The following is a 24,252-nucleotide window of genomic DNA, read 5'->3' on the forward strand; positions in this document are numbered from 1 at the left end:
GCGGCACGCGGGGTGAACCGCGCTGCGACCAAAGCGGTTGCAATGCCGCCCGCACTGGGTTGCTTCAAGCCCGTGATCGCCTCCCTTGCACTTCCCGGCCTGACCGCCCGCCTCGACAAGCTTGTCTACCACCACGGTGGCAAGAGCCTGCCACCGGACAAGCCCCACGCCTTCGTGTATTTCATCACCATTCACAACGGCTCCGAGCGCACCGTCACCCTGCTCGGGCGCAAGTGGGTGGTCACTCACGCCAACGGCAGCCAACTGGTGGTCGAGGGCGACAAAATCGTAGGCGAAACCCCGCGCTTGGCCGCCGGCGAACAGTTTTTCTACAACAGTTACCACGTCACCGCGGAATCCGCCCGCTCGCAGGGCAGTTTCCATGGTGTCGACGATCTCGGCCGTCGGGTTCACGTCGTCTTGCCCGCCTTTGAGCTGATCGTACCCGATGAGGATACGCGCGCCGGATCCGGCGACATTTAAGTCAGGCAAAACGGGGATATTTAATGGGGCCGGATGGCGGTTTGCTCCCGTCCGCCCGCGTGCTCGGGCTTGAATGAATGAGGCCGGCTATTGGTGCCAAAAAACCAACACGCAAAAGGGAAAACTTGCGCCTTGCGCATGCCGCTCGGGTTCGTCTCGATCTCACGTTTAAGAAATGAAGTTAATTGATTTAAATCCTGTAGGTGGCATCGGTGCCAACTGTATGTTCGTGCAAATTGGGGACTTGAAGATCCTCATCGACTGCGGACTCAATCCCAAGTTAGCGGGCCGCAATGCCACGCCTCGCCTGGACTTGATCCGTGATGTCGAGCTCGACTTTATCATCATCACTCACTGCCACTTAGACCATATCGGCAGCCTGCCCGTGGTGATGATGCAGCACCCCAATACCCCGGTCATCATGACGCAGTCCAGCCGGATGCTCATCGAGCGCATGCTCCACAATTCGGCCAACGTGATGATGCGCCAAAAAGAGGAGTCCAACATCCCCGATTACCCGCTGTTCACGCACAATGACATTGATCGCTGCGCCGGCCGCATTCTCGGCCTGTCCTTTAACCAGGTGAAGAAATTCCAGGGCAAGACCGACGAGCTCGAGTTGTTGTTCCACCGCGCCGGCCACGTCGCGGGTGCCGCCGCCGTCGAAATCCACCACAAGAACCGCCACTACTTCTTCAGCGGCGACGTGCTGTTCGAAAACCAACGCACGCTGCTCGGCGCCCAGTTCCCCGCTGGCCAGTTCGAGACCGTGGTCATCGAGACCACCCGTGGCACCACCGAGCGTTCGGTGGGTAAAGAACGCCTCAACGAGGTCAACCGCCTGATCACCTCGATCAACGACACGATCAACCGCGGCGGCTCGTTCCTCATCCCCGTGTTCGCCCTCGGGCGCATGCAGGAAGTGCTCTCCATCATCCATGACGCCCGTAAATTCGGCCGCTTGGTGGAGTGCCCCATCTTCGCCGCCGGTCTCGGCATGGACCTCGCCGATTATTTCGACGAGATTTCGCGCAAGACCCAGGACGTCCAATTCAGCCGCTCGGTCATCAAGGAGCTCAACATCAAGCCCGCCCCGCGCAAGCTGGTCGCTGGCGAAGATCCCAAGCAAAACGCCCTGTACATCATCAGCTCCGGCATGTTGGTCGAGCGCACGCCCAGCTACACGCTCGCCTCCGGCCTGATCGGCCACGCGCGCAACACCATCGGCTTCGTGGGTTACTGCGATCCGGAAACCCCGGGCGGCGCGCTTCTGCAGACCAAACACGGCGAAGAGTTCGTCTTCAAGACCGCCAACGTCACCTCCAAGCTGCTCGCGCGCGTTGAGCGCTACGAGTTGAGCGGCCATGCCGACCGTGAAGAACTCCTCGAGTTCGCCATTCAGACCCAGGCCAAATCCGTGATCCTGACCCACGGCGACCCCCTCGCCCGTGCTTGGTTCCAGGAACAGCTCACGGCCAAGATGCCCGGCACCCGCGTCATCGACCCGGTTCCCCTCGAGTCCTACGAGATCTAAACCTCGTTCGCCTTCCCCAAAAAGCGCTCCCTGTAACGGAGCGCTTTTTTTAGGCCCCTGCGCCGACGTCCGACCATGTGGCCTTGCGCGTGAGCGCAGGGTGATCCCCCCAATGTATATCCGCCCGAAACCGGGGAGCCCCCGATAGGCTTTCCTGCTCAGTTTGACGCGCGAATGCCCCTCAGCGCCGCGCCCAGCGGCCGGCCAGCACCCCGCAAATGAGCAGTTGCATCGGGTGATAAATAAGCAGCGGCAGCAGAATCAGCCCAAGCCTTGGGTCGCCGCTGAAAATGACCTGCGCCATCGGCACCCCTGCGGCGATGGATTTCTTTGATCCGCAAAAAACCACCGCGATCCGGTCTTCGATGGGGAATCGCAGGGTTCGGCAGACCAGCTGAAGCAGGCCGAAAACCACCGCGAATAACACCGCGCCGCCCACCAACGCCGTACCGACCGTGGCCCACCCCTGCCCTGTCCACACCCCACGCAGAATCGAATCGCAAAAGGAGGTGTAGATAATGAACAGGATCGTCATGCGATCGACCCGTTGCAGCCCGACCCGATGACGCAGGGCCCAAGCCCCGAGGTGCGATCGGCACAACTGCCCGAGCACGAGTGGCAACAGTAGCCACAGGACCAAGTCGCCAATCACCCGGCCCAAGTCCACCGAGCCGACTCCGCCGACATCGCTTGGGCCGGGGTTCCACCAGCTGAGCAATAGCGGCGTGACGAACACCCCGATCACGCTGGAAAGCGTGGCGTTAAACAGGGCTGCGGGCACATTGCCGCGCGCCGCCGAGGTCAGCGCAACCGATGACGACACGGTCGAGGGTAGCGCGCAGAGGAAAAAAAAGCCCAAGGCGAGTGCCGCAGGCAGCCAAAACCCGATCAGCGCCAGCAGCCCCAAGCCGATAAGCGGGAAGAGTAAAAACGTGCCCAGTTGCACCACCAGATGGAGCGGCCAGCGGAGCATGCCGGAGCGCATAGACGCGAACGACAGCGACAAACCGTTGAAAAAAAAGATGAGCGCTACGCCTAGTTTATTGAGTAAATCGGGGTGCAGCGGGCCGTCTTTTCCGCCCACCGGGGGCCAACCCCACGCAAGACCCACGGCCGCCAGCATACCCAAGAGAAACCAATCGACTTTGAGACGCATGTGAGACGGCGAAGTTATACTAATGGGCGTTCACGTGGAGGCGTTCGGCCGACCCTGAGCTCACGCTCAGGGCCACGGGGCGGAGGTGATGCCGAAGGCCGGAGGTGGCCTTGAGCGTGAGCTCAAGGTGCAGCGGCGTGCACAGGCGATCGCCTGTCGCCCTGAGCTCACGCTCAGGGCCACATTTCTCATTGGAAAAATCCTCGTGGCCACACTCCCCGTGGCCTTGCGCGTGAGCGCAGGGCGTTCGCCTCAAAGGATACGCTCCCCCAAGAACCGATTTCGTTGGGCTCATCGTAAACGCGAACAGGGGTTAACCCGCCCCCAAAGCCGCTGCCAGGCGCGCTAGTTTGGCGTGGTCTTTCACCCCTGGCGACGTTTCGACCCCGCTGTTCACATCGACAAAAAGCGTTCCGCTGCGCATGACGGCGTCGGCGAGGTTTTCTGGGCTCAGCCCGCCGGCAAGAATCCAGTTTTTTTGGGGAAACGCCTGCTGGTGCCGGGCGAACTTGGCCCAATCACCCGTTTTGCCGGAACCGCCAAACCCTGCGGCATGAAAAGTATCCATCAAAAACGTGTCCGCCAAAGTTAACACCGCCGCTGGCACCTCGTCGGCTGGCGGGAGTTTGGGTGCCAGCCAGAGCCGCCGTGGGCCCACCTGCGCCGACCAGCCCGCAACGGTCTCCACCGGAGTCGCGGGCGCGTAGTGGATTTGAAAGAAATCGAACCCGGCGTCGGCGGCTTGCGCGAGTTCATCGGTGGAGGGTTCCACCATCACCGCCACGCGGCGCGGCCCGACCTGCAACGACGAAGCCAAGCCCCGATACGACGCGAGCGGAAGGTAGCGCGGCGATTTCCGGTACAGGATGAACCCCAAAAAGTCCGCGCCGATCCCCGCCGCCACGGCCGCGTCGGCCAGCGTGGTGAGACCGCAGATTTTAAGCTGAATGGCGTTGATCATGATTCGGGATTTTTCTTCTCGGGCGGGCACCGAGACTAATTAGCGTTCAAGTTGAGAGGTAACGGCATCCTTGAGCTCACGCTCAAGGCCACACGCTTCGCGAACACACTCCTCGTGGCCTTGAGCGTGAGCTCAAGGTGTTTACCCAATGGTATCCGCACCCCAAGAAACAGGTTAATTAAGCTCAGCAGCCCCCCGAGCGGAATCGCGCTACGGTTAAAATGCATTGATGACTGCGATCACGTGATCGACCTGAGCGTCGGTGAGCTCGGGGAAAATCGGCAAACTCATGCAGGTGGCGGCGGCTTTTTCAGCCACCGGGATCGAACCCGGTTGATAGCCAAGCGAGGCATAACAGGTCTGCTGGTGCAAAGGCACGGGGTAAATCAAGTCGGTGCCGATGTCGTTCTTGGTCAAATGCTCACGCAGGGCGTCGCGCCGCGGATGACGGATCGTAAACTGGTGATAAACGCTCTCCCCGTAAGACACCGTCGTCGGCAGGATCACGTCGGCGAGTTTAATGCCGGCGAGGTAACGCGCGGCGATTTCTTGGCGGCGGGCAGTCCAGCTGGCAAGGTGCGGCAGCTTCACGTTGAGCAGCGCGCCCTGGAACCCGTCCATGCGGAAGTTGAAACCGACCAGGTCGTGGTAATAACGGCGGCCCATGCCATGGACACGCAAGAGTTTGGCGTGCTCGAAGTGGGCGTCGTTTTTCGAAACCAGCGCCCCACCCTCGCCGCAACCGCCGAGGTTTTTGGTAGGATAAAAACTAAAAGTGCCGATATCGCCCAACAGGCCCACCGGAGTGCCCTTGTAACGAGCCTCGACGGCCTGCGCGCAATCCTCGACCACGAACAGATTGTGCTTTTTGGCGATGGCGAGCAGCTCGTCCATGGGGGCGGGCTGGCCGAACAAATGCACGATCACGATGCCCTTAGTTTTGGGCGTAATGGCGGCCTCGACGGCGGCCGGATCCAAGTTAAAAGTCTTCGCGTCGATATCGACGAACTTGGGCGTTGCCCCGACATAACTCACGCCCCAGGCCGAGGAAATGAAGGTGAAGGCCGGCACGATGACCTCGTCGCCAGGGCCCCAACCGGCGATGACGGCGGCGAGGTGGAGCGGCGAAGTGCCGCTGTTGAGCGCGAGGGAGCGCGGATAACCGAGGGTTTTGGAAAAATTGGCCTCGAACGTCTCCACGTCCTTGCCGAGGCAGAAGCGAGTGGCGTCGTAGGTCGCCGCAAGTGCGGCGAGAGCCTGCTCGCGAAGAGCCTGATGCTGAAGCGAAAGGTCGAGGAACGGGACTTTCATGGGTTTTTTGAGAAAACCAATATGCGGGCGAAAACCAAACCTGTTTTACGGCTCAATGGCGTGGATAGGAAAAAACCCTGTCGCTGCGCAAAAATAGGACGCGTTTCAGGCGGGGGCCCCGCGCGGCGTAGAATCGGCGGAACTTTCGCTTGGCGGCACGCCCCCTAGCCCATCTTAATGGGTTGAAATGTCTTCTTCTGGTCAACCTCCCGTGGTGCACGGACTGCGTGGCTGGCGCCCCTTGGCGCTGTGGCCACTGGGGTTGCTCATGCGCTTATGGGGCCGTTCGCTTCACTTTGAGGCGTCGCCGGAAACTGTCCGGCGTCTCAGCAAGACCGACCAGCCCGTGGCGTTCACGCTGTGGCACAACCGGCTTTTTATCACCGCGGAGATATTCCGCCGTTATCGGCAGGGTCGGTCGGTTTATGGGTTGGTGAGCCCGAGCAAGGACGGCGCTTGGCTGGAGGCGTTTTTTTCGCTCGTCGGCATTCGCGCGGTACGTGGCTCCAGCAACAAACTGGGACGCGAGGCCGTCACCGCCTTGGTCGAGGTCATGAAATCAGGCCACGATATCGGCATCACCCCGGACGGACCGCGCGGGCCGATCTATGAATTCAAGGCGGGCGGGCTGATCGTCGCCCGCCGCGTTCAGGCCCCGATTCTGCTGGTCGGCTGCGCCTATGCGTCATCGTGGCAGTTCAAAAGCTGGGATCGTTTCCACCTGCCGCACCCGTTCTCCTCGCTGCGCGTTTACTGCGTGGAGGTGCCCAGCGCCGAGCTCGCCGACCGCGAGGCCTGTGCGCTGGAGCTCCAAGCGCGCCTGCGCGAGATGAGCCCTGATTACGCGGTCAAAATGACCGTGGTTTGAGCCGCAGCCGACGTGCGGATTGACGGTGTCATCGGGCACCGCCACACACACCCGTTTACGGAGTAATCGCAGGATAACTCCCCAGCCATTTCACGAGCGGGCAAAACTGTTTCAGCTCGGCAATCGCCTCTTTCATCGCGGGGTCGTCGTAGTGGCCCTTAACATCGATAAAAAACAGGTAATCCCAGGGCCGGCGTTTGCTCGGGCGGGATTCGACTTTGGAGAGATTAATTCCCCGCTCACCGAAAGGCGTTAACATCTTCAACAGCGAGCCGGAGTGCGCCGCAGCTTCATCACCGAGCGAGATCACCAGGCTGGTGAGGTCGCGTCCGCCGCCCACGGGGCCGGAGGCTTTTTTTCCGATCACAAAAAAACGCGTGGTGTTGTCAGACTGGTCTTGGATGCCACGAGCAAGGACGGCGACGTCTTGCTGTTGCGCCGCCAGTTCGGAGGCGATGGCAGCTGCGCCCGGGGTGTCTTTGGCGATTTGCACGGCGCGGGCCGTGCTGGAGGTGTCGATGAGTTGCGCGTGCGGCAGGTGGCGTTGCAGCCAGTGGCGACATTGGGCAAGCGCTTGGTCTTTGGAGTAGACCTTGTCGATTTGCGCCAGCGGGGAGGCTGATATCAGCGCGTGGTTAATCTCCAGAACCACTTGAGCCACCACTTTGAGGTCGCTCTCCACAAAGCTGTCGAGCGCCTCGCGCACCGAGCCTTCGGTGGAGTTTTCAATCGGGATGAGGCCGTAGTCAGCTTCACCTTTTTCCACCGCAGTGAAAATGTCGGCGATGGTCGCAATCGCGGCGTAATCCACGCTGGCGCCGAATTTCTTCATGGCCGCAGCATGTGTGTAGGTCGACTCCGGCCCGAGGTAGGCGATCAGCAGGGGCTTTTCGAGCGCGATGGCCGCCGACATGATCTCACGGTAAATGGCGCGCAGTGCTTCGGGCTTGATGGGGCCTTGGCTCAGCCCGGTGACCTTGCGGAAAACGGCGTCCTCGCGCTCGGGCACGTAGATCTGGCCACCGGAGTCGCGTTTGAGTTTACCGATCTCGGCGGCAAGGGAGAGGCGGCTGTTGAGCAACTCCACGATTTGGCGATCGTGGGCGTCGATTTGATCGCGGATGGGTTGAAGCGGGTCGGACATGGGTTAGGCGGATGCGGGTTGGCCGGCGTCGGATGCCGGTGCGGCGGGAGCAGCGGCGTGCGGTTCAACGTGAGCGACCTCGACGGGGAACAGGCTGGGCGAATCGCCTTCACCGTCTTCCAACGGCAGGCCCATTTCGTTGTCGGTGGGAGGCGTGGCGTTGATGGCGTTTTTGAGCCATTCGTCGATCTGGCGCGGGGTGAGCACGTCGGAGGCGGGCAGTTCAACGAGGGATTTCACCCCGAGGAATTCCAAGAATTGATCCGTGGTGCCGTATTGCAGGGGGCGACCCGGAAGATCCGCGCGACCGACGATATAAACGAGTTCGCGTTCGAGGAGTTTGTTCAGGCCGGCCTCGGCCGAAACGCCACGAATCGTCTCGATTTCGGTGCGGGTGACCGGCTGGCGGTAGGCGATGATCGCCATGGTTTCGAGCGCCGACTGGGTGAGTTTGGTCGGGGCAGGTTCGTCGCGCAGGATTCGAATCCAGCGGGCAAAACGCGGGTGTGTCACCAGGCGGTAACCGCTGGCGCCGTCGATGAGAAGGTAAATGTCGTCGGAGGCGCGCAATTCGGCGGCGAGTTGATCCATCGCCTCACGGATCTGGGTGGCGGTGATGAGCGAAGGGACGTTTTGGTAAAGGTCGGCGTCGGTTTCGCTGGGGGCGACGAGGAGCACCTCGGCGGCTTCGTTGCCGCCCGGAGCGGGTGCGTCGGAGTCGGCTGCGGCGCCCTCGGCCGTGGGGTCAACGATCGCGGTGGTCACCGTGGCTTGGTCATGGAACCGCGCGAACGCGGTCTGGATGTCTTTGACCGTGAGGGGTTGGCTCGACGAGAAGAGCAGTGCCTTGAGCACTTTTTGGAGTTGGAACGCCATGCGAAATAAAAGCCGAGAGTGAGGGGGCCGCCGAAAGCCGAGGCAACCCTGAATCAGCAGCGCGTCGCGGGCTGCGACTCCGCACTCCGAGTTGAACGTTGGATGTTCAATGTTGGATGTTGAACGTTCTCCGTTCCGCTCAGTGCCTCCGGAGCAAAGCCACCCCGAATCAACGTCCAACATCCAACATCCAACATTGAACCTTCAACCAACCAGCCGAGGTCTGCGAAAGCGGCTTCCGGCCGGGTGAACCGCTCGATGTTTTAACTCAAATCGCGCAACGAGCCGAAATCGGGGTCGTTGAGCCGCTTGTAGGTGCGCACAATCATGCCGTCGGTCAGCCCAGCCAGCCAATCGCAGATGCGCCGGGCCTTGCCGTCGACGGTTGTCTCCGCCTCGACCAACCGGCCGACCCGGGGAGGCAGGATGTTGATCACGCGCGGGCCTTTTTCGACGTAGTTGCGCCAGCACGAATCCCACAGGCTGAACAAAACATTGCGCGCCTTGTGCTCGATTTGCTGAAGCTGCGGGCTCTCGAAAATAAGGTCGTTGGCCATCTGCTTGTAAAACTGCGCCTCGCGCAGCGCGGCCGGTGCCACCACCAGTTCAAAGGCGTAGCGGTGGGTAAGCCCCGCCATAAAATTACGCCGGGGGCGCAGTCGGCAGGACGTGATAAAGCCGCCGATTTTCTCCGAAAACACCGCTTCAAGGCGGTCGCTGCGGATCACGTTGATCAAGGTTTCCAGATGCTGCTGCCCTTCGGTATCGACGCCCACCTTGGCCGCCCAGCTTTCGATGCGATCGCTGGTGAGAAACCCCGCCTTCGCCCCGTCGACGATGTCGTTGAGCGAATACGCGGCGTCATCCGCCCAGTCCATGATCTGGCACTCCACACTCTTAAACCCGTTTAACTCCTCGTCACCGTGCAGCTCCGCAGGAATCGCCGCGTCGCCAAAGACAAAATCCCGGTAAATCGACTGCGCGTCGTAGAGGAAATGGTTGCTCGGGGGCCGGGTGAATTCGCGGTGAAGCTTTTTGTATTTCAACACCCCGTCGAGGAGGGCGCGGGTGGGCTGCATGCCGCGCACGCTGGACTCGTCCTGATAAAGCGTCTCGGTGAGCAAGTGCAGGGTCTGTGCGTTGCCCTCGAACCCGCCGTGCGGCTTCATTAACTCCTGCAAGGTGCGCTCGCCCGAATGGCCAAACGGCGGGTGACCCAGATCGTGTGAAAGACAAACGCCCTCAACCAGGTCGCTATCAATAAAAAAGTCCGGCCCGAGCGGCCCGCCTAGGGTTTGCAAATAGTGGCAAATCGAGCGGCCGATCTGTGCAACCTCCATGGAGTGCGTCAGCCGGGTGCGGTAAAAATCGTACTCGCCCGAAAGGAACACCTGCGTCTTCGACTGAAGTTTGCGAAAAGCCTGGGCATGGATGACCCGGTCGCGGTCGACCTGAAACGCGGTGCGGTAGTCGCTTTTGCGCGCGCCGCCCCAGATTTCCTGATCAAAGGCGGTATAAAAACGGTTGGTCATACGTGTGATTTTCCAAAAATTCTCACCCGTTTCGGCGGGCGGAAAAACCCTTGAGGCGGGCTTTTCATCCCGCCGCATTCATCAGAACTTCAGCCCCAATTCGTCGACGCGTTTGCGCAGGGTGGCGCGGGTCATGCCGAGTTTCTCCGCCGCTTTGAGCAAGTTGCCGCCAGTCGCACCCAACACGCGCACAATCATCTCGCGTTCAAGGCGCGTTAAAATCGGCTCGGCGTGCTGGCTTAACTCAACGTGCAAAAAGTCCAGCGCCCGCTCGACACTCAGCGGCGTGTCGCCGGCGGCGATGCTTTCGGCAACCACCTGGGCGGTGACCAACGCGGCGCTTTCCGCTGCCGCAGTGCGGGCAACTTCAAAGGGAGCTGCCGAGCCGCCACTCGTCGCCGCCAACGCCGCCGAAACCGTCGATCCAGCGGACTCACGCACCTCCACGGGCAAATCCTTGAGCAAAATCGTATCGCCCTGGGCGATCACCGCGCTGCGATACACCACGTTTTCCAGTTCGCGCACGTTGCCCGGCCAGCGGTAACGCGTGAGCACCTCCATGGCCTCGGGCGCGACCTTGCTCGTGCGCGCCTTTTTCTGCTTCACCAGGTTTTGCAGGCAGAAATCCACGATCTGCGGGACGTCGGTGACGCGTTCGCGCAACGACGGCATGCGGATGCGCACCACGTTGAGCCGGTAATACAGGTCTTCGCGGAAGGTTTTTAACTTCACCATCTCCTCGAGATCCTTGTTGGTCGCCGCGAGGATGCGCACGTCGACCTTGATCGTTTCGGTACCGCCCACGCGCTGGATTTCGCCCTGCTGAAGCACGCGCAAAATCTTGGTCTGGGTGGCCAGCGCCATGTCGCCGATTTCATCGAGAAAAATGGTGCCGGCATCGCACAGTTCGAACTTGCCCAGGCGCTGGCCGGTTGCGCCGGTGAACGAGCCCTTTTCGTGGCCGAAGAGTTCGCTCTCAATCAAGTTGTCGGGAATCGCCGCACAGTTGACCGCGATGAAGGGTTTTCCGGCGCGGTGCGAGTGCTTCCAAATGGAGCGGGCGACCAGTTCCTTACCCGTGCCGCTCTCGCCGGTGATCATCACCGTCACGTCACTGGCCGTCACCTGGCCGATGGTTTTAAACACGTCCTGCATCACGGGCGAAGAGCCGACGATGCCCTCCTTGTAGTCATCGCTGTTGATGGTCGGCTTGTAGTTCACCACCGCGCGCATGTCGGCGTGGGCCTTAAGGGCGGTCTCGGCGATGGTCAGCACCTTGGCCGGGTCAAACGGCTTCATGAGGTAGTCAAACGCCCCGTATTTCATCGCCTCGATGGCGGTCTGGGCGGTGCCGAAGGCGGTCATCAACACCACGAGCTGCTTGGGGTTAACCGCACGGATATGCTGGAGGGCCTCGATGCCGCTGATGCCGCTCATGCGAATGTCCAAAAAAATCAGATCGGGGGCAGGTCCTTTTTTAACCGCGGCAACGCCGAGTTCGCCGCTGGCGGCCTCGCTCACCTGGTACTTTTTCGAAGACAGCACGCGTCCCAGCGAGTAACGCACTTCGGCGTCGTCATCGATGACAAGAATGGAGGGAGGTCGGCTTGCGAGGTCGGACATGCGCCTAGGTGTACGAGATTGAGGCCCGCTGACAAGAACACTGGCGAAACAGAAGAAAGCAGTGTTGCTTACCGCTCCCATGCTCAGCTGGTCCATGAATTTATTTCGTATTCGCGGCATCCAACTTTCAGTGCACGTGAGTTTCATTCTGATGCTGGCTTACGTGGCGTGGGAGGGCTGGAGCAGCGCCGCTTGGCCGGGCGCGGTCTGGAGTGTGGCCTACATGCTCACGCTTTTTACCTGCGTCACCCTGCATGAACTCGGCCACGCAGCCGCCGCCCGCTACTTTGGAGTGCGGGTCCCACGCATCCTCCTGCTGCCCATTGGTGGCATGGCCGAAATGGACTCGATACCGCGCCGCCCGCGTGAAGAAATCATCATCGCCCTGGCCGGACCGGCGGTGAATTACCTGATCATCGGTCTGCTGATGATCGTCGTGCGTTTTCCCGAAAACTGGGAGCCACTGGATTTTTCATTCAGCTTTATGGAAATGGGCCGACACCTGATCGTGGTGAACCTGATCATGGGCGTGTTTAACCTGCTACCGGCCTTCCCCATGGACGGCGGACGGGTGTTCCGCGCGTTGCTCGCCATGAAACTCAGCTACCTACGCGCCACCCAGATTGCCGTGGGCGTGGGCAAAGTCGTGGCGCTGGCGGGGGCCAGCTACCTGATTTACCACGGCCAATACATGGGCGGCGTACTGTTTGTGTTCATCATCTACGCCGGCGAAACCGAGCTCAAGTCGGTCGTCCGCCTGGAACGGGCCGCGCAACACTGGCGCGACCTGCAGGCCCGCGCCTTCCCGCCCCCACCGCTTCGCCCCGACGAAAACGAGCCGCGCGGGATTTTTTGAGTCCACCTCGGCCTGCCGCCGGTACTGCGCCCCCCCCCTTTTCATGTGGAGTTAACCGTTACCGCGTTCGCTCACCGAACCCGCTTGGCCCGCATTTTCTTTTTCAACTCCCCTGATTCCGATTCGCTGATTACGGCCTCGTAGCCCTGGCTAGAGGCGTTTGTTGCGATCAGTTTCCCCCCGACAAAAATCTGAACCAAAGACCCATGCGGCAACACCCCTTTGGCCGACACCACTTTATCCCGCCCTTTGGCCGTCGTTGATGGAACCCTTTTTTCGGGAGCGTAAATGAACTCTTCGGATTTAAAATTGTAGGTGTTGCCGGCACCGGACACCGCTTCGCCCTCCCGCGTCAGGGCTGTATTCAGAGTGATTTTCCCGTTAGCCACACTTTGGCCAAAAAAACAGGCCTTGATCGTTACCTTGCCATCGCAGTCACCGATTTTTTTTAACGTCACGGCAAGCGAGTTCATCCGGTTCGTTCCGCGTAATGGAACACCCGACTGAACCACAGACAGGCTCAACTGCAGGGTGTTAATTGGCGGGAGATCAGGCCGAGATTCGCTCCGTTTAGGCTCAGCCACAGCAGGCAAACCACACAGCAAAAGCAGCAGCAGAAAAATCATGGGGATCATACATGAAAAGTCCGTGGGAACCGCCTTTGGTTCCGCCCCAGGTGAGGCGGCTTGAGCTCGGGCCAAACCTATCTGCAACAAATCGCCCGGTAATCCCTAGCTGAAATCTGCGGCAACAGCCCTCCCGCCGATGGTCGACAACGGAAGGGGGAATGGGAATCGGGCGGGATATTTCATTCGGCGGCTGGCGTTTTTCGGGAACCGCCTTTTCCTCCCGCCATGCCGTCCACCCCCGCCACACCGGTTTTCTCGGTCACCGACGTCAGTAAAAACTACGGTGCGCGCCGGGTCCTCGATGCCGTCTCGTTTACGGTCGCCGCCGGCGAGCGCCTGGCGCTGACCGGGCCCTCCGGCAGCGGTAAAACCACCCTGCTCAACTGCCTGGGCGGCGTGGACCGGCCCGACGCGGGCGAAATCACCCTCAACGGCCTGCGCATCGACCAGCTCGACAGCGACGGGCTGGCCCGGTTGCGCCGCGAACACGTCGGCACCGTCTTTCAGTTTTTCCACCTCCTGCCCACCCTCACCGCCGAGGAAAACATCGCCCTTCCCCTGCAACTGCTCGGCGTCGCCGCCCCCGAACGCCGCCTGCGCGTCGAGGTTATTCTTGAGCGCATCGGCCTGACTCACCGCGCCTCCGCCCTACCCGCTCAGCTCTCCGGCGGCGAACAGCAGCGCGTCGCCATCGCCCGCGCCCTGATTCACAAACCCGACCTAATTTTAGCCGACGAGCCCACAGGCAACCTCGATTCCGCCAACGGTGCCAACATCCTCGAGCTCCTGCGCGAATTGACCGACGAAACCCGCACCGCGCTGATTTTGGTTACCCACAGCGACGAGGCGGCTGCCATCTGTCAAAACCGCATCCACCTGCGCGACGGCCGCATCGTTGCCCGCACATGAACCTCGGGATCCCTCCAGTTTCCGGACGCCCCTTGCGTAGCCTCCGTGAGCTCACGCTCAAGGCCACACGCACCTCATCTCCCGTGGCCCCGAGCGTGAGCTCGGGATGTCGGCCCATTTCCGGACGCTCCTCACTTCGCCTCCTTGAGCTCACGCTCAAGGCCACATGCACCTCATCTCCCGTGGCCTCGAGCGTGAGCTCGGGATGTCGGCCCATTTCCGGACGCCCCTTGCGTAGCCTCCTTGAGCTCACGCTCAAGGCCACACGCACCTCATCTCCCGTGGCCCCGAGCGTGAGCTCGGGATGCCGGCCCATTTCCGGACGCTCCTCACTTCGCCTCCTTGAGCTCACGCTCAAGGCCACATGCACCTCATCTCCCGTGGCCTCGAGCGTGAGCTCGGGGCGTCTTAACCGAGCGGACCTCCTTTTACGGCGAAAAGCCCTTCAATGCCTCAACCGCGAGGTGCGCACATGAACGTGCCGCTGCTCACGTTTTTGCTGCGCCACTTCACGCTCCGCCACTGGCGGTTGGCGCCGAAGCAAAGCGCCCTGCTCGTCCTCATCCTCGCCCTCGGGGTGTCGGTTTTCGTCGCCGTGCGCCTGGCCAACCGCGCCGCCGTCAGCAGTTTTGCCAACTTCACCGACACCCTCACCGGCCAGAGCGACTGGGTGATCGAGTCGCCCACCGGCAGTTTCCCCGAAAGCGTTTTGCCCGAACTGCGCGCCGCCCTCGGGTCTCGCCCGGTCCACATTATTCCATTGGTCGAAGTCACCGGCGCAACCCCGCCCGAGGCGACCGACACCACCAAACTCGGCCGCACCACCTACACCCTGCTCGGGGTCGATCTGCTCGGCGTGGCCAACCTGGCGCGGGCCCAGGACCGCTCGTTTTTCCCCAGCGGTAACCAGGCGTTTTGGGAAACCTTTAACCGTGGCCCGCAGATCTGGATCAGCGCCGACTATGCCCCCACCCCGCCGACCGAAATCGCGCTCGTCATCGACGAAACCATCCGCGTGCTACCGGTCGCCGGGCTGATTCCGACCGCGCCCGACGCGCCCCGCGCCCCGGCCACGTTGATGATCGCCGACCTCGCCGCGCTGCAAAAAATCAGCGGCAAAGTCGGTCGCATCGACCGGGTCGAATTCGTGGTCGAAGCCGGCCCGCGCCTGGAGCAACGCCGCGCCGAGGTCCGCGACGTCTTGGAAACCCTCGCACGCCCAGCCCCCGGCGCCGGTGAAACCACCCGCTGGACGGTCGCCCCGCCCGGCGCGCGCCGCGAGGCCGCCGAGGCGATGACCCGCGCCTTCAGCCTCAACCTCACGATCCTCTCGCTGATCGCGCTGCTCACCGGGTTGTATTTGATTTTTCAGGCTCTCGACGGTGCGGTGGTCCGCCGCCGGCCCGAGATCGCCATCCTGCGCTCGCTCGGCGTGGAGGAACGTGCGATTCGCCGCTTGTGGCTGGTCGAGTCCGCGCTGCTTGGGCTGGCCGGCGGAGCGCTTGGACTGGTGCTCGGCTGGGCTGGCGCGCAACTGGCGGTGCGCGCCGTCGCGCAAACCATTAACGCCCTCTATTACGCCACCACCGTCGCGTCGGCCCAGCTCACGGTGGCCGAGATTTTCCTCGGCCTCGTGCTCGGCGTGGGCGCGGCACTGGTCGCCGGTTTTTGGCCGGCCCGCGAAGCCGCCCGCACCCCGCCCGCCCAGGTTTTACAACGCGGCGCGCGCCCCGCCGCCGGCCCGCGCCTCGGTAGCAATCTCGCACTCGGCCTCGGGTTTGTCGCCGCCGGCATCCTCTGCGCGCAACTTCCGCCCTTGCCCTTGGCCGGCGGCGGACGCTTCCCCCTGGCCGGATATGCGGCGGCGTTTTTATGGATTTTTGGCGTCGGGGTCGTCGCGGCCTTTCTCTTGCCTCCGCTGGCTCGGTTGGCGCGCGGACTGGGCGAGCGCTCTGTGAGCGTTAAAATCGCCCTCGGTCACCTTCGCCTGCCCTCGGGACGGCACCGGTTGGCGGCGGCCGCCTTGGTGTGCGCCATCGGCATGACCGCCGGCATGACCATCCTGGTGGCGAGCTTTGAACAGACCATGCAGGGCTGGGTGAAACGCGCGTTGCAGGCCGATCTCTACATCAGCAGCGCTGGCGCCCAAAGCGCCTCGGCCCAGAACCGGATCTCCGCCGCCACTGCCAATGCGATCGCCGAACACCCGGCTGTGGCGCGCTCGGCGGTGTTGATTGCGCACTTCATCGAATTGGACGGCATTCCCACCCTGCTCTCGGGCGCCGATTTGGAAAACCCGGCGGTCCGCCCGGATCTGCCGTGGATCACCGCGCCGCGCGACGACGCGATGTTTGATCCGGCGCGCAACGCCCATCTCGCCTTGGTCAGCGAAAGTTTCACCGCGCGCTTTCATGTCAGCGTGGGCGACACCCTGCGGTTGCCCACTCCGGCAGGCGTGCGCCCGGTGATGGTCGCCGGAGTGTTTGCCGATTACGGCAACGAGCGCGGTTCCATTTTAATGACCCGCAGCCAGATCCAGAGTTGGTTCGCCGAGGACTCAGTGAGCAATGTCGCGCTCTACGTGCAACCCGGCATCGAGCCCGAAGCCCTGCGCGCCGAGTTGCTTAAGCGATATCCGGGGTTGTCGATTTTCACCAATGCCAAGCTGCGCGCCGAGGTGCTGCGGGTGTTTCGGCAGACCTTTGCCATCACCCACGCGCTGGAGGTGATCGGGGTGGCCGTGGCGATGACCGGACTGGCACTGACCTTGATCAGCGTGCTGCTCGACCGACGCGATGAACTGACTACGTTGCGCGCGCTCGGGTTTCAGCGGCAGCAAATCGCCAACGCCGCAGCGGTCGAAGGCCTGGCGGTGTCGGCCTGCGCGGTGATCAGCGGACTCGCGCTCAGCGTCGCGCTGGGCTGGTTGCTCATCCATGTGATCAACAAACAATCCTTCGGCTGGACGCTCTCGTCCGCGTTCCCGGTCGGCGCGCTACTGCTGCTGGGGGCGGCAGTAACGGTGACCGGCGGGCTGGTCGGTTATGCGGTCGGCCGCTGGGGCGCCGACTTGCCCGCGGACAGGGAGGAATAAGGCAACAAACCTTGGCCACAAAAAACACGAAATGACACGAAAACCATGACCCGCAGCCTTCTCCTTTTTTGTGCTCTTTGTGCTTTTTGTGGCCATTTCGTTCAGGCGGCCGCCGAGATGCCGCTGACCACCGCCGAGGGCTTTGCGGTGCCGCAACCGGGGCGGGTTTTCACGTTCCCCCGCGACCACGGTTCGCACCCCGAGTTCAAAATCGAATGGTGGTACGTGACGGGCCACCTGTTCACCGCCGACCGCGGGCGGCGCTTTGGGTATCAGGCTACGTTTTTCCGCAGCGCTTCGCCGGACAAAACCGTCCAGTTTCACCTCGCCCACATGGCCCTGATCGACGGAAAAAGCGGTCAATTTTACCACCAGGAACGGCTTAACCGCGAAGGCTGGGACGCCGGTGCGGCCACCGCCACCCTCGCGGTCCACAACGGCCCGTGGAGCCTGCGCCTGCTGCCCGACACGACCAGCGGCGAACGCCTGGAGCTGCGCGGCGCGGTGCGTGGCGAGGTGGGATTTGCGCTCAACTTGGCGCCGACCAAACCGCTGGTGGTGTTTGGCGAAAACGGGATCTCGCGCAAAGGCGCGGCCCCGACCGCCGCGAGTTATTATCTAACCTTTCCGCGTCTTCGCACCGAGGGCGTGCTGACCGTCGGCGAGGAAACCCTTGCGGTGGCTGGGGAGTCGTGGATGGACCACGAAATCAGCAGCAGCCAACTCGACGAAAACCAGGTCGGTTGGGACTGGGCGGGTATTCACCTTAACGACGGCCGCGAGCTGATGTTTTACCGGATGCGGCTGCGCGACGGCTCGGCGGATCCGGCTTCGACCCTGACCTGGGTAGATGCCGCCGGCGTGCCCCGAAAGAGCGATTTCAAATGGGAAGTGCTGGAGCGATGGACCAGTCCGGCAACCGGCGCGATTTACCCGGTGCGGGTGCGCTTAACCAGCACCGACCCGGCGAGCGGTCAACGCGTGGCGCTCACCTTGGTGCCGCTGGCCAAAAACCAGGAACTCGGCGGAAAAAGCGACGGAATCTCTTATTGGGAAGGCGCCTGCCGAGTGCTCGACGCCGACGGACGCGAGATCGGCTCGGCTTATTTGGAACTCACCGGCTACGCCAAAGACCTGAAAATTTAACCAACCACGCTCATCATGATTACTCCGGAATCCGCTCCTGAAACCACCTGCCTCGACCAACCGGTTGTCCTCATTGCCGGGGTGACTGGCGGCATCGGCTCCGATGTTGCCCGCCGCCTAGAACGCGCCGACTGGCAAGTCGCCGGTTATGCGCGCGGAGTGGACAAACTCGCCTCGTTGCAAACCGAGTTGCCCGCGCTGCACACCGTGGTGGCCGACGCCACCCAGCCCGCCGAAGTTGAGGCCGCCGTGAAATCGACGCTCGAGCGCTTCGGTCGGCTCGATGCCTACATACACGCGGTCGGCTCGATCCTGATGAAACCGGCGCACCTGACCTCGCTCGATGATTGGCAGCGAGTCATCGACCTGAACCTCAACTCGGCGTTTTACGGGTTAAAAGCTGCGGTGCTGCCAATGCAGGCGCAGGGGGGTGGTTCCATCGTCTTGATCAGCTCGGTGGCGGCGCAGGCTGGGATTCCCAACCACGAAGCGATCGCGGCAGCCAAGGGCGGCGTCAATGGCCTGGTGCTCGCGGCGGCGGCCAGTTACGCGAACAAAAACGTGCGCGTGAACGCGGTCGCCCCCGGTTTGGTCGACACGCCCATGGCGGCGGCGCTACTCGGCTCGGAGCAGGCGCGGCAGTTTTCCGAAAAAATGCACCCGCTGGGCAAAGTCGGGCGGGCAGCCAATGTAGGCAGCCTGATTGCATGGCTGGTGTCGGCCGATGCCGACTGGGTAACCGGCCAAATCTGGTCGGTTGACGGCGGCATGGCCCACCTGCGGCCCAAGCCGAAGGTGTAGCATGGCGGGAGGCGGACGTTGGCCACGGGGTGGCGGAGGAGGAACCGGAACGGGGAGGAGAACGAGTAGGAGTAAGAGAACGAGAACGAGTTCGGATCCGGCAACCGGCGTTCCGACCTTTGGTTTGAAGGCTCGAATCGTTCTCGTTCTCCTACTCCTACTCGTTCTCTCGTTCCGCAAAACCAGCCGACACCAAGGACGGCCTCAAGCCGATTGCACCCACGCCCGCCCCCCGCGCTACTTCTTAACCGGCTCCTCCAGCGGCTTGTCGCCGACGTAGATCACGTAGGCGCTACGTTTGGCGGTCGGAAACAGTTTTGCTGGAATCGCCTGCGCCACGAAGCCGGCGGTGCGTAGGCGTTTTTCAAAGGTGTGGTCGGGGCTGGCCGACCAAATCGCCAGCCGCCCACCCGGACGCAATTTGGACTTAATCGCTTCCAACCCGCGCGGGCCGTAGAGGCGGAAGTTTCCCGCGTGCACCATCGGGATCGGGCCGTTGTCCACATCGAGCAGGATCGCGTCGTAGGAATTGGGGCGGGCCTTTTGGATCGTAATCACCACGTCGCCGAGGCGCACCTGCACGCGTGGATCGTCCAAGAGTTTGCCATTGAGATTGGCCATGAACGTGCGGTTCCACTCGATGACCTCGGGCATGAGTTCACCGACCTCGACCACCGCCTTGGGACCGGCCTTGGCCAGCACCGCCTTGAGGGTGTAACCCAGCCCCATGCCGCCGATGAGCGTGCGGGTGGACGCTTTGGTGTCGATCAAGGTGTGGGCGAGTTCGCCGAGCAGCACCTCGGAGGCACTGGTCGACGAGTGCATGAGGTCCTGGCCATTGAGGCGCACGCAATAGCTGCCGTCGTGCTCGTGAAGCGAGAGACGGGCCCCGTCGGGCGTGCGGGTTTCGGCGAGATTGTAGTGCGGTTTCATGGCGTAAAACCCGCAGACCATGCGCGCCGCCCGCCCACACGCAAGGCCGCTGCAACGTCCCCTTACGTTCGGCCGTGTTCCACTCTAATACTAATTCCCGTTCAAGTTGAGGGTTACTGCATCCTTGAGCTCACGCTCAAGGCCACACGCTTCGCGAAAACAGTCCCCGTGGCCCTGAGCGTGAGCTCAGGGTGTTTTCCAAAAGGCATCCACTCTCCCCGGGAACTTGGTTAGTTCAACTCATCTTGAACGCGAATTGGAATAAGGAGCGCACCGCAGTTTCAGTACAAACGTGTCGGCTCCAGCGAGTGCAGGCGGTTGATCGAATTGAGGTCCGCACAGGACAGCCGACAGCGTGCCCGCCCGCAGGTCCGTAAGAACGGGCTACGCACCCCATTGGGCGGCGGGGTGGCTTCGAGTATCAAAGCGGTCCGACTGCGACGGCCCGTTCGCGCCGTAGACCCACGCCCCCATGCTCACCGCTCCCGACACGGCAGACCGCCGCTCTCCCACCCTGGCACGCACGTGGCACCCCGGCCGCTCACTCCCGCTGGATATGCTCCGCGGGCTCGCCATCCTCTTGGTGTTGGGTCGGCACGGTGTCATGGCCACCACCGACCTGGGCGCGCTCACGCCGTTCGCAAACGCGTGGAAGACGATCGGCTGGGCGGGGGTTGACTTGTTTTTTGTGCTCAGCGGCTACCTGGTGAGCGGATTGTTTTTTGCCGAATACCGGCACAGCGGAAACGTCAATGTGCGGCGCTTTATGATCCGCCGCGGGTTTAAGATTTGGCCGCCCTACTTGGTTTACCTCGGGGTGGTCGCGCTCTGGCTGGGCTGGCGGCACCACGCGGGGAATCCGGCGGCAGTCTGGGGCGACCTCTGGCCTAACTTTCTCCATGTCCAAAACTATTTTCACTCCCCGCGCATTCACACGTGGAGCCTGGCAGTGGAGGAGCACTTTTACCTAGGTCTGGCGCTGCTGTTTTTGGTGATGCTGCGCGTGCGCGGCCTGGCTGGCTTCCTGCGTTGGCTACCGGTTTTGATCGTGGGCGGAGTCATTACGGCCGCTGTTTTGCGCCATGCCGCCTTCCTGAGTTTGGGCCCGGCCCAGATGAACCTCTATGCGACCCACCTACGCTGGGACGGTCTACTAGTGGGTACACTGCTGGCGTACAGTACCCACTTTCACCCGGTGCGTCTCGCCCCACTAAGCCGCCACCCGCTCGCCTTGATCCTCACCGGCGTGCTGTTGGCCGCCCCCACGCTCAGCCTGTCGCCGGAAGCGAGCCCCTGGCTGGCTAGCGTCGGCTTGGTTGGCGTTTATGCCGGCTTCGGACTGATCCTGCTCGGCGTGCTGAATCTGCCTTCGTCCCACGTGCGCTGGGAAAAGCTCTTCGCCACCCGCCCGGCAGCCCTGTTGGGCCAGGTCGGGTTTTATAGTTATTCGATTTACCTGTGGCACATCGACCTCGTGCAAATCCCCCTGCAAAAACTCGTACCCCACCTCGCCGGAACGCAGGTTTCAGCCGGGGTTTTATGGGCGGGGATCACCACGGTTTACGTGGTGGCGGCGGTGGTCTGCGGCCGTTGGCTGGCTCACCTGGTGGAGCGCCCCTCGCTGCGGCTACGCGACCGCCTGTTCCCGTCGCTCGCACCCGCCACCACCCCATCCACCCCATGAATTCCGCAATCGCATTCGCCCGCTTCGGTCTGCTCCTCGGTCTAATCTGGGCCTCGCTGCACGCCTGCTCACCCTTGCACGCCGCGAGCGCTCCGCTCGGCCCAACCTCGGAAGCCCCACTGCGATTAATCCCCCCGGCCGTGGGTGACCACAGCCTGCGCGCGTTAACCCCGACCTGGTTGGAGCTGCGGCTTATCACCACGCAGGCCCCGCCCCCGGCCGGCGTGGAGCGCTGGAACTTCGTCACGCCCGATGGCCGTTGCGCCACGCCCGAGCCAGGCTCGTTTCAAGTCACCAGCGATGGCCAAATCATCCCAGTGGTGACCGTTGGGTTTAAACGGCGCGTCAGCTCGGCCACGCTGCTCGAACGCGATCTGCGGGTGGAGAACTCACTTTACCTGCAACTCGTCCACCCGTTGACCGCAGGCCAAACGGTGGTGGTCACGCAAGCCGCGGGGCTGCTCGGACCCGCCAAGGAAACCTTCGCCGTCACTCTGGAGCCGTTACGCACCAGCCCGGCGATCCATGTTAACCAGGAGGGCTACGCGCCGGCCTTCCCCAAGCAGGCGCGCCTCGGCTACTACCTGGGCAACCTCGGCGAATTGCCCACCGCCGAGTTCACCGAGTTTTCGATCCGCAACGCCACCACCGGTGAGACGGTCCACTGGGGCAAGCTAACCGCCCGCCGTGATGTGGGCTACGATTACAGCCCAAAACCCTACCAACAGGTCTTGTTGGCCGATTTCAGTGCGCTCACCACACCTGGCGACTACACCCTGGTGGTGGCCGAATTGGGCTCGTCGCTACCCTTCCGCATCGACGACGGGCTGGCGATGAACTGGCTGCGCACCTATGCCCTCGGGCTCTACCATCAACGCTGCGGCCAAGCCCTCGACTTGCCCTTCACGCGGTTTACCCACGCCGCCTGTCACGGCGCCCCCGCCTCGGTGCCGATACCTCAGGCGGCCTACGCCGCGACCTGGACCACGATTGCCTCCAAGAGCGCCCCGGGCCCGCTCCAAACCGCCCCGCAGCTCATCGATGAAACCACGCAGCTTTACCCCTTCGTCAACCAGGGTAAAATCGACGTCGCCGGGGGCCACCACGACGCCGGCGATTACAGCAAGTACACGATCAACGTGGCCACGCTGGTTCACCTGCTGATGTTCACCGCCGACGCCCTGCCGACGGCCGGCGCGCTCGACAACCTTGGCCTGCCCGAGAGCGGCGACGGCATCGGCGACATTCTGCAAGAAGCCAAAATCGAGGCCGACTATCTGGCCAAGCTCCAGGACGCCGACGGTGGGTTTTACTTTTTGGTCTACCCGGAAAACCGCGAATACGAGGGCGATGTCACGCTCCAGTCTGGCGACACCGGAGACTCGCAGGTGGTTTGGCCCAAAAACACCTCAGCCACCGCCGCCGGGGTGGCGGCCCTCGCGCAATGCGCCTCCTCCCCGGCGTTTAAACGCCACTACCCGGAGATCGCGGCGAGTTACCTGGAAAAGGCCCGGCTGGGCTGGAGATTTCTGCAAACCGCCATCGCCCGCCACGGACTGGAAGGCTCCTACCAAAAGATCACTTTTTATGGAGACGAGTTTGGCCACCTCGACGAACTGACGTGGGCCGCTACGGAACTGTATCTGGCCACGGGTGACGCCGACTACCAGCGGCAGCTTTTTTTGTGGTTTCCTGATTCCGCCGCCCCAACCACCCGCCGCTGGGGTTGGACGCACCTGTATGCTTCCTACGGCCACGCCATCCGCAGCTACGCCTTTGCCGTGCGCACCGGTCGCCTGCGCCCCGAACAACTCGATCGCCTGCACCTCGCCAAATGCCGTACCGAGCTGGCGGCGGCGGCTGACGACGCCGTGCGCTGGACCCGGCAGAACGCCTACGGGTCGGCGTTCCCCGAGCCGGTGAAACGCTTTCGCGCCGGCGGCTGGTATTTTTCGCTGGATCAGGCCGCCGATCTAGCGGTGGCCTACCAACTCTGGCCGCGCGCAGACTATTTTGAGGCCATCGTGAGCAATTTGAATTACGAGGGCGGCACCAACCCGCTCAACCTGTGTTTTCTGACCGGACTGGGAAGCAAACGCCCGCAGGTGATCGTGCATCAATTCGCCAACACCGACCACCGCGCGCTCCCGCCCACCGGTTTCCCTTTGGGCAACATCCAGGCCGGCTTCGACTGGTTGCCGCTCTACGGCCGCGAACCGGGCGAACTGACCTTCCCTGCCGACGACGCCCCGATCGCGCCCTACCCTTTCTACGACCGCTGGGCGGACCTATGGAATACCTCCGCCGAATTCATGACCGTGAACCACGCCCGCAGCCTGCTTGCGCTCAGCGCACTACTCGACCCGAAGGCCGCCGCGACTCCCTGGCGCTCCGGCACCGCCCGTATCCGTGTACCGACTGCGCCCGTGCCGGTCGGCACTGAGGTCACACTGGAAGTGAAAGTTGACGATCTCGACCTGCGCCACGCCCGGATCGTTTGGGATGGCCTCCAGCAAGCACCGGCGGGAGGGGTAACTTACCGCTTCACGCCGGTGAAAGAAGGCCCCCAGTGGGTCGAAGTCGAGGTCGCCTGGCCGGATGGCCGCCGGGTGTTTTCCAAAGCCACGTTCACCTGTGTTGCCCCAGGTGCAGCGGCGATGGCCGCGGCAGCCGGCACGGAAACTCCGCCGCGTTAACCGCCGCCGGTGCGTC

General features: G+C 62.6%; 19 protein-coding genes. 10 read left to right on the forward strand and 9 right to left on the reverse strand.

Annotated elements, in window-relative coordinates; genetic code table 11:
- Positions 1 to 42: 42 nt before the first annotated feature.
- Positions 43 to 483, forward strand: coding sequence for an ApaG domain (locus tag H2170_05605; protein ID MCS6299561.1), 441 nt, complete (start codon positions 43 to 45; stop codon positions 481 to 483).
- Positions 484 to 658: 175 nt separating this feature from the next.
- The gene (locus tag H2170_05610; protein ID MCS6299562.1) at positions 659 to 2,017 is read left to right on the forward strand and encodes an MBL fold metallo-hydrolase; all 1,359 of its coding nucleotides are present in this window, start codon (positions 659 to 661) and stop codon (positions 2,015 to 2,017) included.
- Between the two features lie 181 nt (positions 2,018 to 2,198).
- Here H2170_05610 and H2170_05615 read toward each other — a convergent pair whose 3' ends face one another.
- The 3 genes from H2170_05615 to H2170_05625 all read right to left on the reverse strand — a co-directional run bounded on the left by H2170_05615 (position 2,199) and on the right by H2170_05625 (position 5,445).
- Positions 2,199 to 3,173, reverse strand: a complete 975-nt coding sequence (locus tag H2170_05615; protein ID MCS6299563.1) for a bile acid:sodium symporter — start codon at positions 3,171 to 3,173, stop codon at positions 2,199 to 2,201.
- A gap of 313 nt (positions 3,174 to 3,486) precedes the next feature.
- Positions 3,487 to 4,134, reverse strand: coding sequence for a phosphoribosylanthranilate isomerase (locus H2170_05620; protein MCS6299564.1), 648 nt, complete (start codon positions 4,132 to 4,134; stop codon positions 3,487 to 3,489).
- A gap of 216 nt (positions 4,135 to 4,350) precedes the next feature.
- The gene (locus H2170_05625) at positions 4,351 to 5,445 is read right to left on the reverse strand and encodes a DegT/DnrJ/EryC1/StrS family aminotransferase (GenBank protein MCS6299565.1); all 1,095 of its coding nucleotides are present in this window, start codon (positions 5,443 to 5,445) and stop codon (positions 4,351 to 4,353) included.
- A 187-nt stretch (positions 5,446 to 5,632) separates the two neighbouring features.
- Here H2170_05625 and H2170_05630 point away from each other — a divergent pair, with 187 nt between their 5' ends.
- Entirely contained in the window at positions 5,633 to 6,313 is a 681-nt protein-coding gene (locus H2170_05630) for a lysophospholipid acyltransferase family protein (GenBank protein ID MCS6299566.1), read from the forward strand.
- Between the two features lie 55 nt (positions 6,314 to 6,368).
- Here H2170_05630 and pheA read toward each other — a convergent pair whose 3' ends face one another.
- From pheA to H2170_05650, 4 genes are all read right to left on the reverse strand, one after another.
- Positions 6,369 to 7,457 (reverse strand): prephenate dehydratase, encoded by a 1,089-nt coding sequence (pheA, locus tag H2170_05635; protein MCS6299567.1) that lies wholly within the window; start codon positions 7,455 to 7,457, stop codon positions 6,369 to 6,371.
- Positions 7,458 to 7,460: 3 nt separating this feature from the next.
- A complete protein-coding gene (scpB, locus tag H2170_05640; GenBank protein MCS6299568.1) occupies positions 7,461 to 8,333 on the reverse strand; it encodes an SMC-Scp complex subunit ScpB in 873 nt (290 codons plus the stop codon).
- A gap of 263 nt (positions 8,334 to 8,596) precedes the next feature.
- Entirely contained in the window at positions 8,597 to 9,865 is a 1,269-nt protein-coding gene (dgt, locus tag H2170_05645) for a dNTP triphosphohydrolase (protein MCS6299569.1), read from the reverse strand.
- 81 nt (positions 9,866 to 9,946) lie between these two features.
- On the reverse strand, positions 9,947 to 11,488 hold the full coding sequence (locus H2170_05650) for a sigma-54-dependent Fis family transcriptional regulator (protein ID MCS6299570.1): 1,542 nt from the start codon (positions 11,486 to 11,488) through the stop codon (positions 9,947 to 9,949).
- 136 nt (positions 11,489 to 11,624) lie between these two features.
- On the opposite strand from H2170_05650, the gene H2170_05655 reads away from it, so the two are divergent.
- Positions 11,625 to 12,344 carry a M50 family metallopeptidase gene (locus tag H2170_05655; GenBank protein MCS6299571.1) on the forward strand — a complete coding sequence of 240 codons (720 nt, stop codon included), beginning with the start codon at positions 11,625 to 11,627 and terminating at the stop codon, positions 12,342 to 12,344.
- A gap of 71 nt (positions 12,345 to 12,415) precedes the next feature.
- Here H2170_05655 and H2170_05660 read toward each other — a convergent pair whose 3' ends face one another.
- The gene (locus H2170_05660; protein ID MCS6299572.1) at positions 12,416 to 12,970 is read right to left on the reverse strand and encodes a hypothetical protein; all 555 of its coding nucleotides are present in this window, start codon (positions 12,968 to 12,970) and stop codon (positions 12,416 to 12,418) included.
- 228 nt (positions 12,971 to 13,198) lie between these two features.
- Here H2170_05660 and H2170_05665 point away from each other — a divergent pair, with 228 nt between their 5' ends.
- The 4 genes from H2170_05665 to H2170_05680 all read left to right on the forward strand — a co-directional run bounded on the left by H2170_05665 (position 13,199) and on the right by H2170_05680 (position 18,923).
- Positions 13,199 to 13,882: an ABC transporter ATP-binding protein gene (locus H2170_05665; protein ID MCS6299573.1), complete on the forward strand. Its 684-nt coding sequence runs from the start codon at positions 13,199 to 13,201 to the stop codon at positions 13,880 to 13,882.
- Between the two features lie 472 nt (positions 13,883 to 14,354).
- Entirely contained in the window at positions 14,355 to 16,976 is a 2,622-nt protein-coding gene (locus H2170_05670; protein ID MCS6299574.1) for an FtsX-like permease family protein, read from the forward strand.
- 117 nt (positions 16,977 to 17,093) lie between these two features.
- Positions 17,094 to 18,122: a carotenoid 1,2-hydratase gene (locus tag H2170_05675; protein MCS6299575.1), complete on the forward strand. Its 1,029-nt coding sequence runs from the start codon at positions 17,094 to 17,096 to the stop codon at positions 18,120 to 18,122.
- A gap of 15 nt (positions 18,123 to 18,137) precedes the next feature.
- A complete protein-coding gene (locus H2170_05680) occupies positions 18,138 to 18,923 on the forward strand; it encodes an SDR family oxidoreductase (protein ID MCS6299576.1) in 786 nt (261 codons plus the stop codon).
- Positions 18,924 to 19,160: 237 nt separating this feature from the next.
- On the opposite strand, the gene H2170_05685 is transcribed toward H2170_05680, so the two are convergent.
- On the reverse strand, positions 19,161 to 19,856 hold the full coding sequence (locus tag H2170_05685) for a spermine synthase (GenBank protein MCS6299577.1): 696 nt from the start codon (positions 19,854 to 19,856) through the stop codon (positions 19,161 to 19,163).
- Between the two features lie 472 nt (positions 19,857 to 20,328).
- Between H2170_05685 and H2170_05690 the strand changes: the two genes are divergently transcribed.
- Together H2170_05690 and H2170_05695 are read left to right on the forward strand one after the other, a co-directional pair.
- Positions 20,329 to 21,540, forward strand: coding sequence for an acyltransferase (locus H2170_05690; protein ID MCS6299578.1), 1,212 nt, complete (start codon positions 20,329 to 20,331; stop codon positions 21,538 to 21,540).
- Positions 21,537 to 24,236 carry a glycoside hydrolase family 9 protein gene (locus tag H2170_05695; protein ID MCS6299579.1) on the forward strand — a complete coding sequence of 900 codons (2,700 nt, stop codon included), beginning with the start codon at positions 21,537 to 21,539 and terminating at the stop codon, positions 24,234 to 24,236. Before H2170_05690 ends, H2170_05695 begins: the two co-directional genes overlap by 4 nt.
- Positions 24,237 to 24,252 lie beyond the last annotated feature (16 nt).

This window comes from Opitutus sp. (genome assembly GCA_024998815.1).
Lineage (GTDB): Bacteria > Verrucomicrobiota > Verrucomicrobiia > Opitutales > Opitutaceae > Rariglobus.

Bases quoted from the DNA above. Each gene is read 5' to 3' on its own strand.
- H2170_05680 (MCS6299576.1), top strand. From the start codon at position 18,138: ATGATTACTCCGGAATCCGCTCCTGAAACCACCTGCCTCGACCAACCG.
- H2170_05685 (MCS6299577.1), bottom strand. From the start codon at position 19,856: ATGAAACCGCACTACAATCTCGCCGAAACCCGCACGCCCGACGGGGCC.
- H2170_05625 (MCS6299565.1), bottom strand. From the start codon at position 5,445: ATGAAAGTCCCGTTCCTCGACCTTTCGCTTCAGCATCAGGCTCTTCGC.
- H2170_05665 (MCS6299573.1), top strand. From the start codon at position 13,199: ATGCCGTCCACCCCCGCCACACCGGTTTTCTCGGTCACCGACGTCAGT.
- H2170_05605 (MCS6299561.1), top strand. From the start codon at position 43: ATGCCGCCCGCACTGGGTTGCTTCAAGCCCGTGATCGCCTCCCTTGCA.
- H2170_05690 (MCS6299578.1), top strand. From the start codon at position 20,329: ATGCTCACCGCTCCCGACACGGCAGACCGCCGCTCTCCCACCCTGGCA.
- pheA (MCS6299567.1), bottom strand. From the start codon at position 7,457: ATGTCCGACCCGCTTCAACCCATCCGCGATCAAATCGACGCCCACGAT.
- H2170_05650 (MCS6299570.1), bottom strand. From the start codon at position 11,488: ATGTCCGACCTCGCAAGCCGACCTCCCTCCATTCTTGTCATCGATGAC.
- H2170_05620 (MCS6299564.1), bottom strand. From the start codon at position 4,134: ATGATCAACGCCATTCAGCTTAAAATCTGCGGTCTCACCACGCTGGCC.
- scpB (MCS6299568.1), bottom strand. From the start codon at position 8,333: ATGGCGTTCCAACTCCAAAAAGTGCTCAAGGCACTGCTCTTCTCGTCG.
- H2170_05670 (MCS6299574.1), top strand. From the start codon at position 14,355: ATGAACGTGCCGCTGCTCACGTTTTTGCTGCGCCACTTCACGCTCCGC.
- H2170_05630 (MCS6299566.1), top strand. From the start codon at position 5,633: ATGTCTTCTTCTGGTCAACCTCCCGTGGTGCACGGACTGCGTGGCTGG.
- H2170_05675 (MCS6299575.1), top strand. From the start codon at position 17,094: ATGCCGCTGACCACCGCCGAGGGCTTTGCGGTGCCGCAACCGGGGCGG.
- H2170_05615 (MCS6299563.1), bottom strand. From the start codon at position 3,173: ATGCGTCTCAAAGTCGATTGGTTTCTCTTGGGTATGCTGGCGGCCGTG.
- H2170_05610 (MCS6299562.1), top strand. From the start codon at position 659: ATGAAGTTAATTGATTTAAATCCTGTAGGTGGCATCGGTGCCAACTGT.
- H2170_05660 (MCS6299572.1), bottom strand. From the start codon at position 12,970: ATGATTTTTCTGCTGCTGCTTTTGCTGTGTGGTTTGCCTGCTGTGGCT.
- dgt (MCS6299569.1), bottom strand. From the start codon at position 9,865: ATGACCAACCGTTTTTATACCGCCTTTGATCAGGAAATCTGGGGCGGC.
- H2170_05695 (MCS6299579.1), top strand. From the start codon at position 21,537: ATGAATTCCGCAATCGCATTCGCCCGCTTCGGTCTGCTCCTCGGTCTA.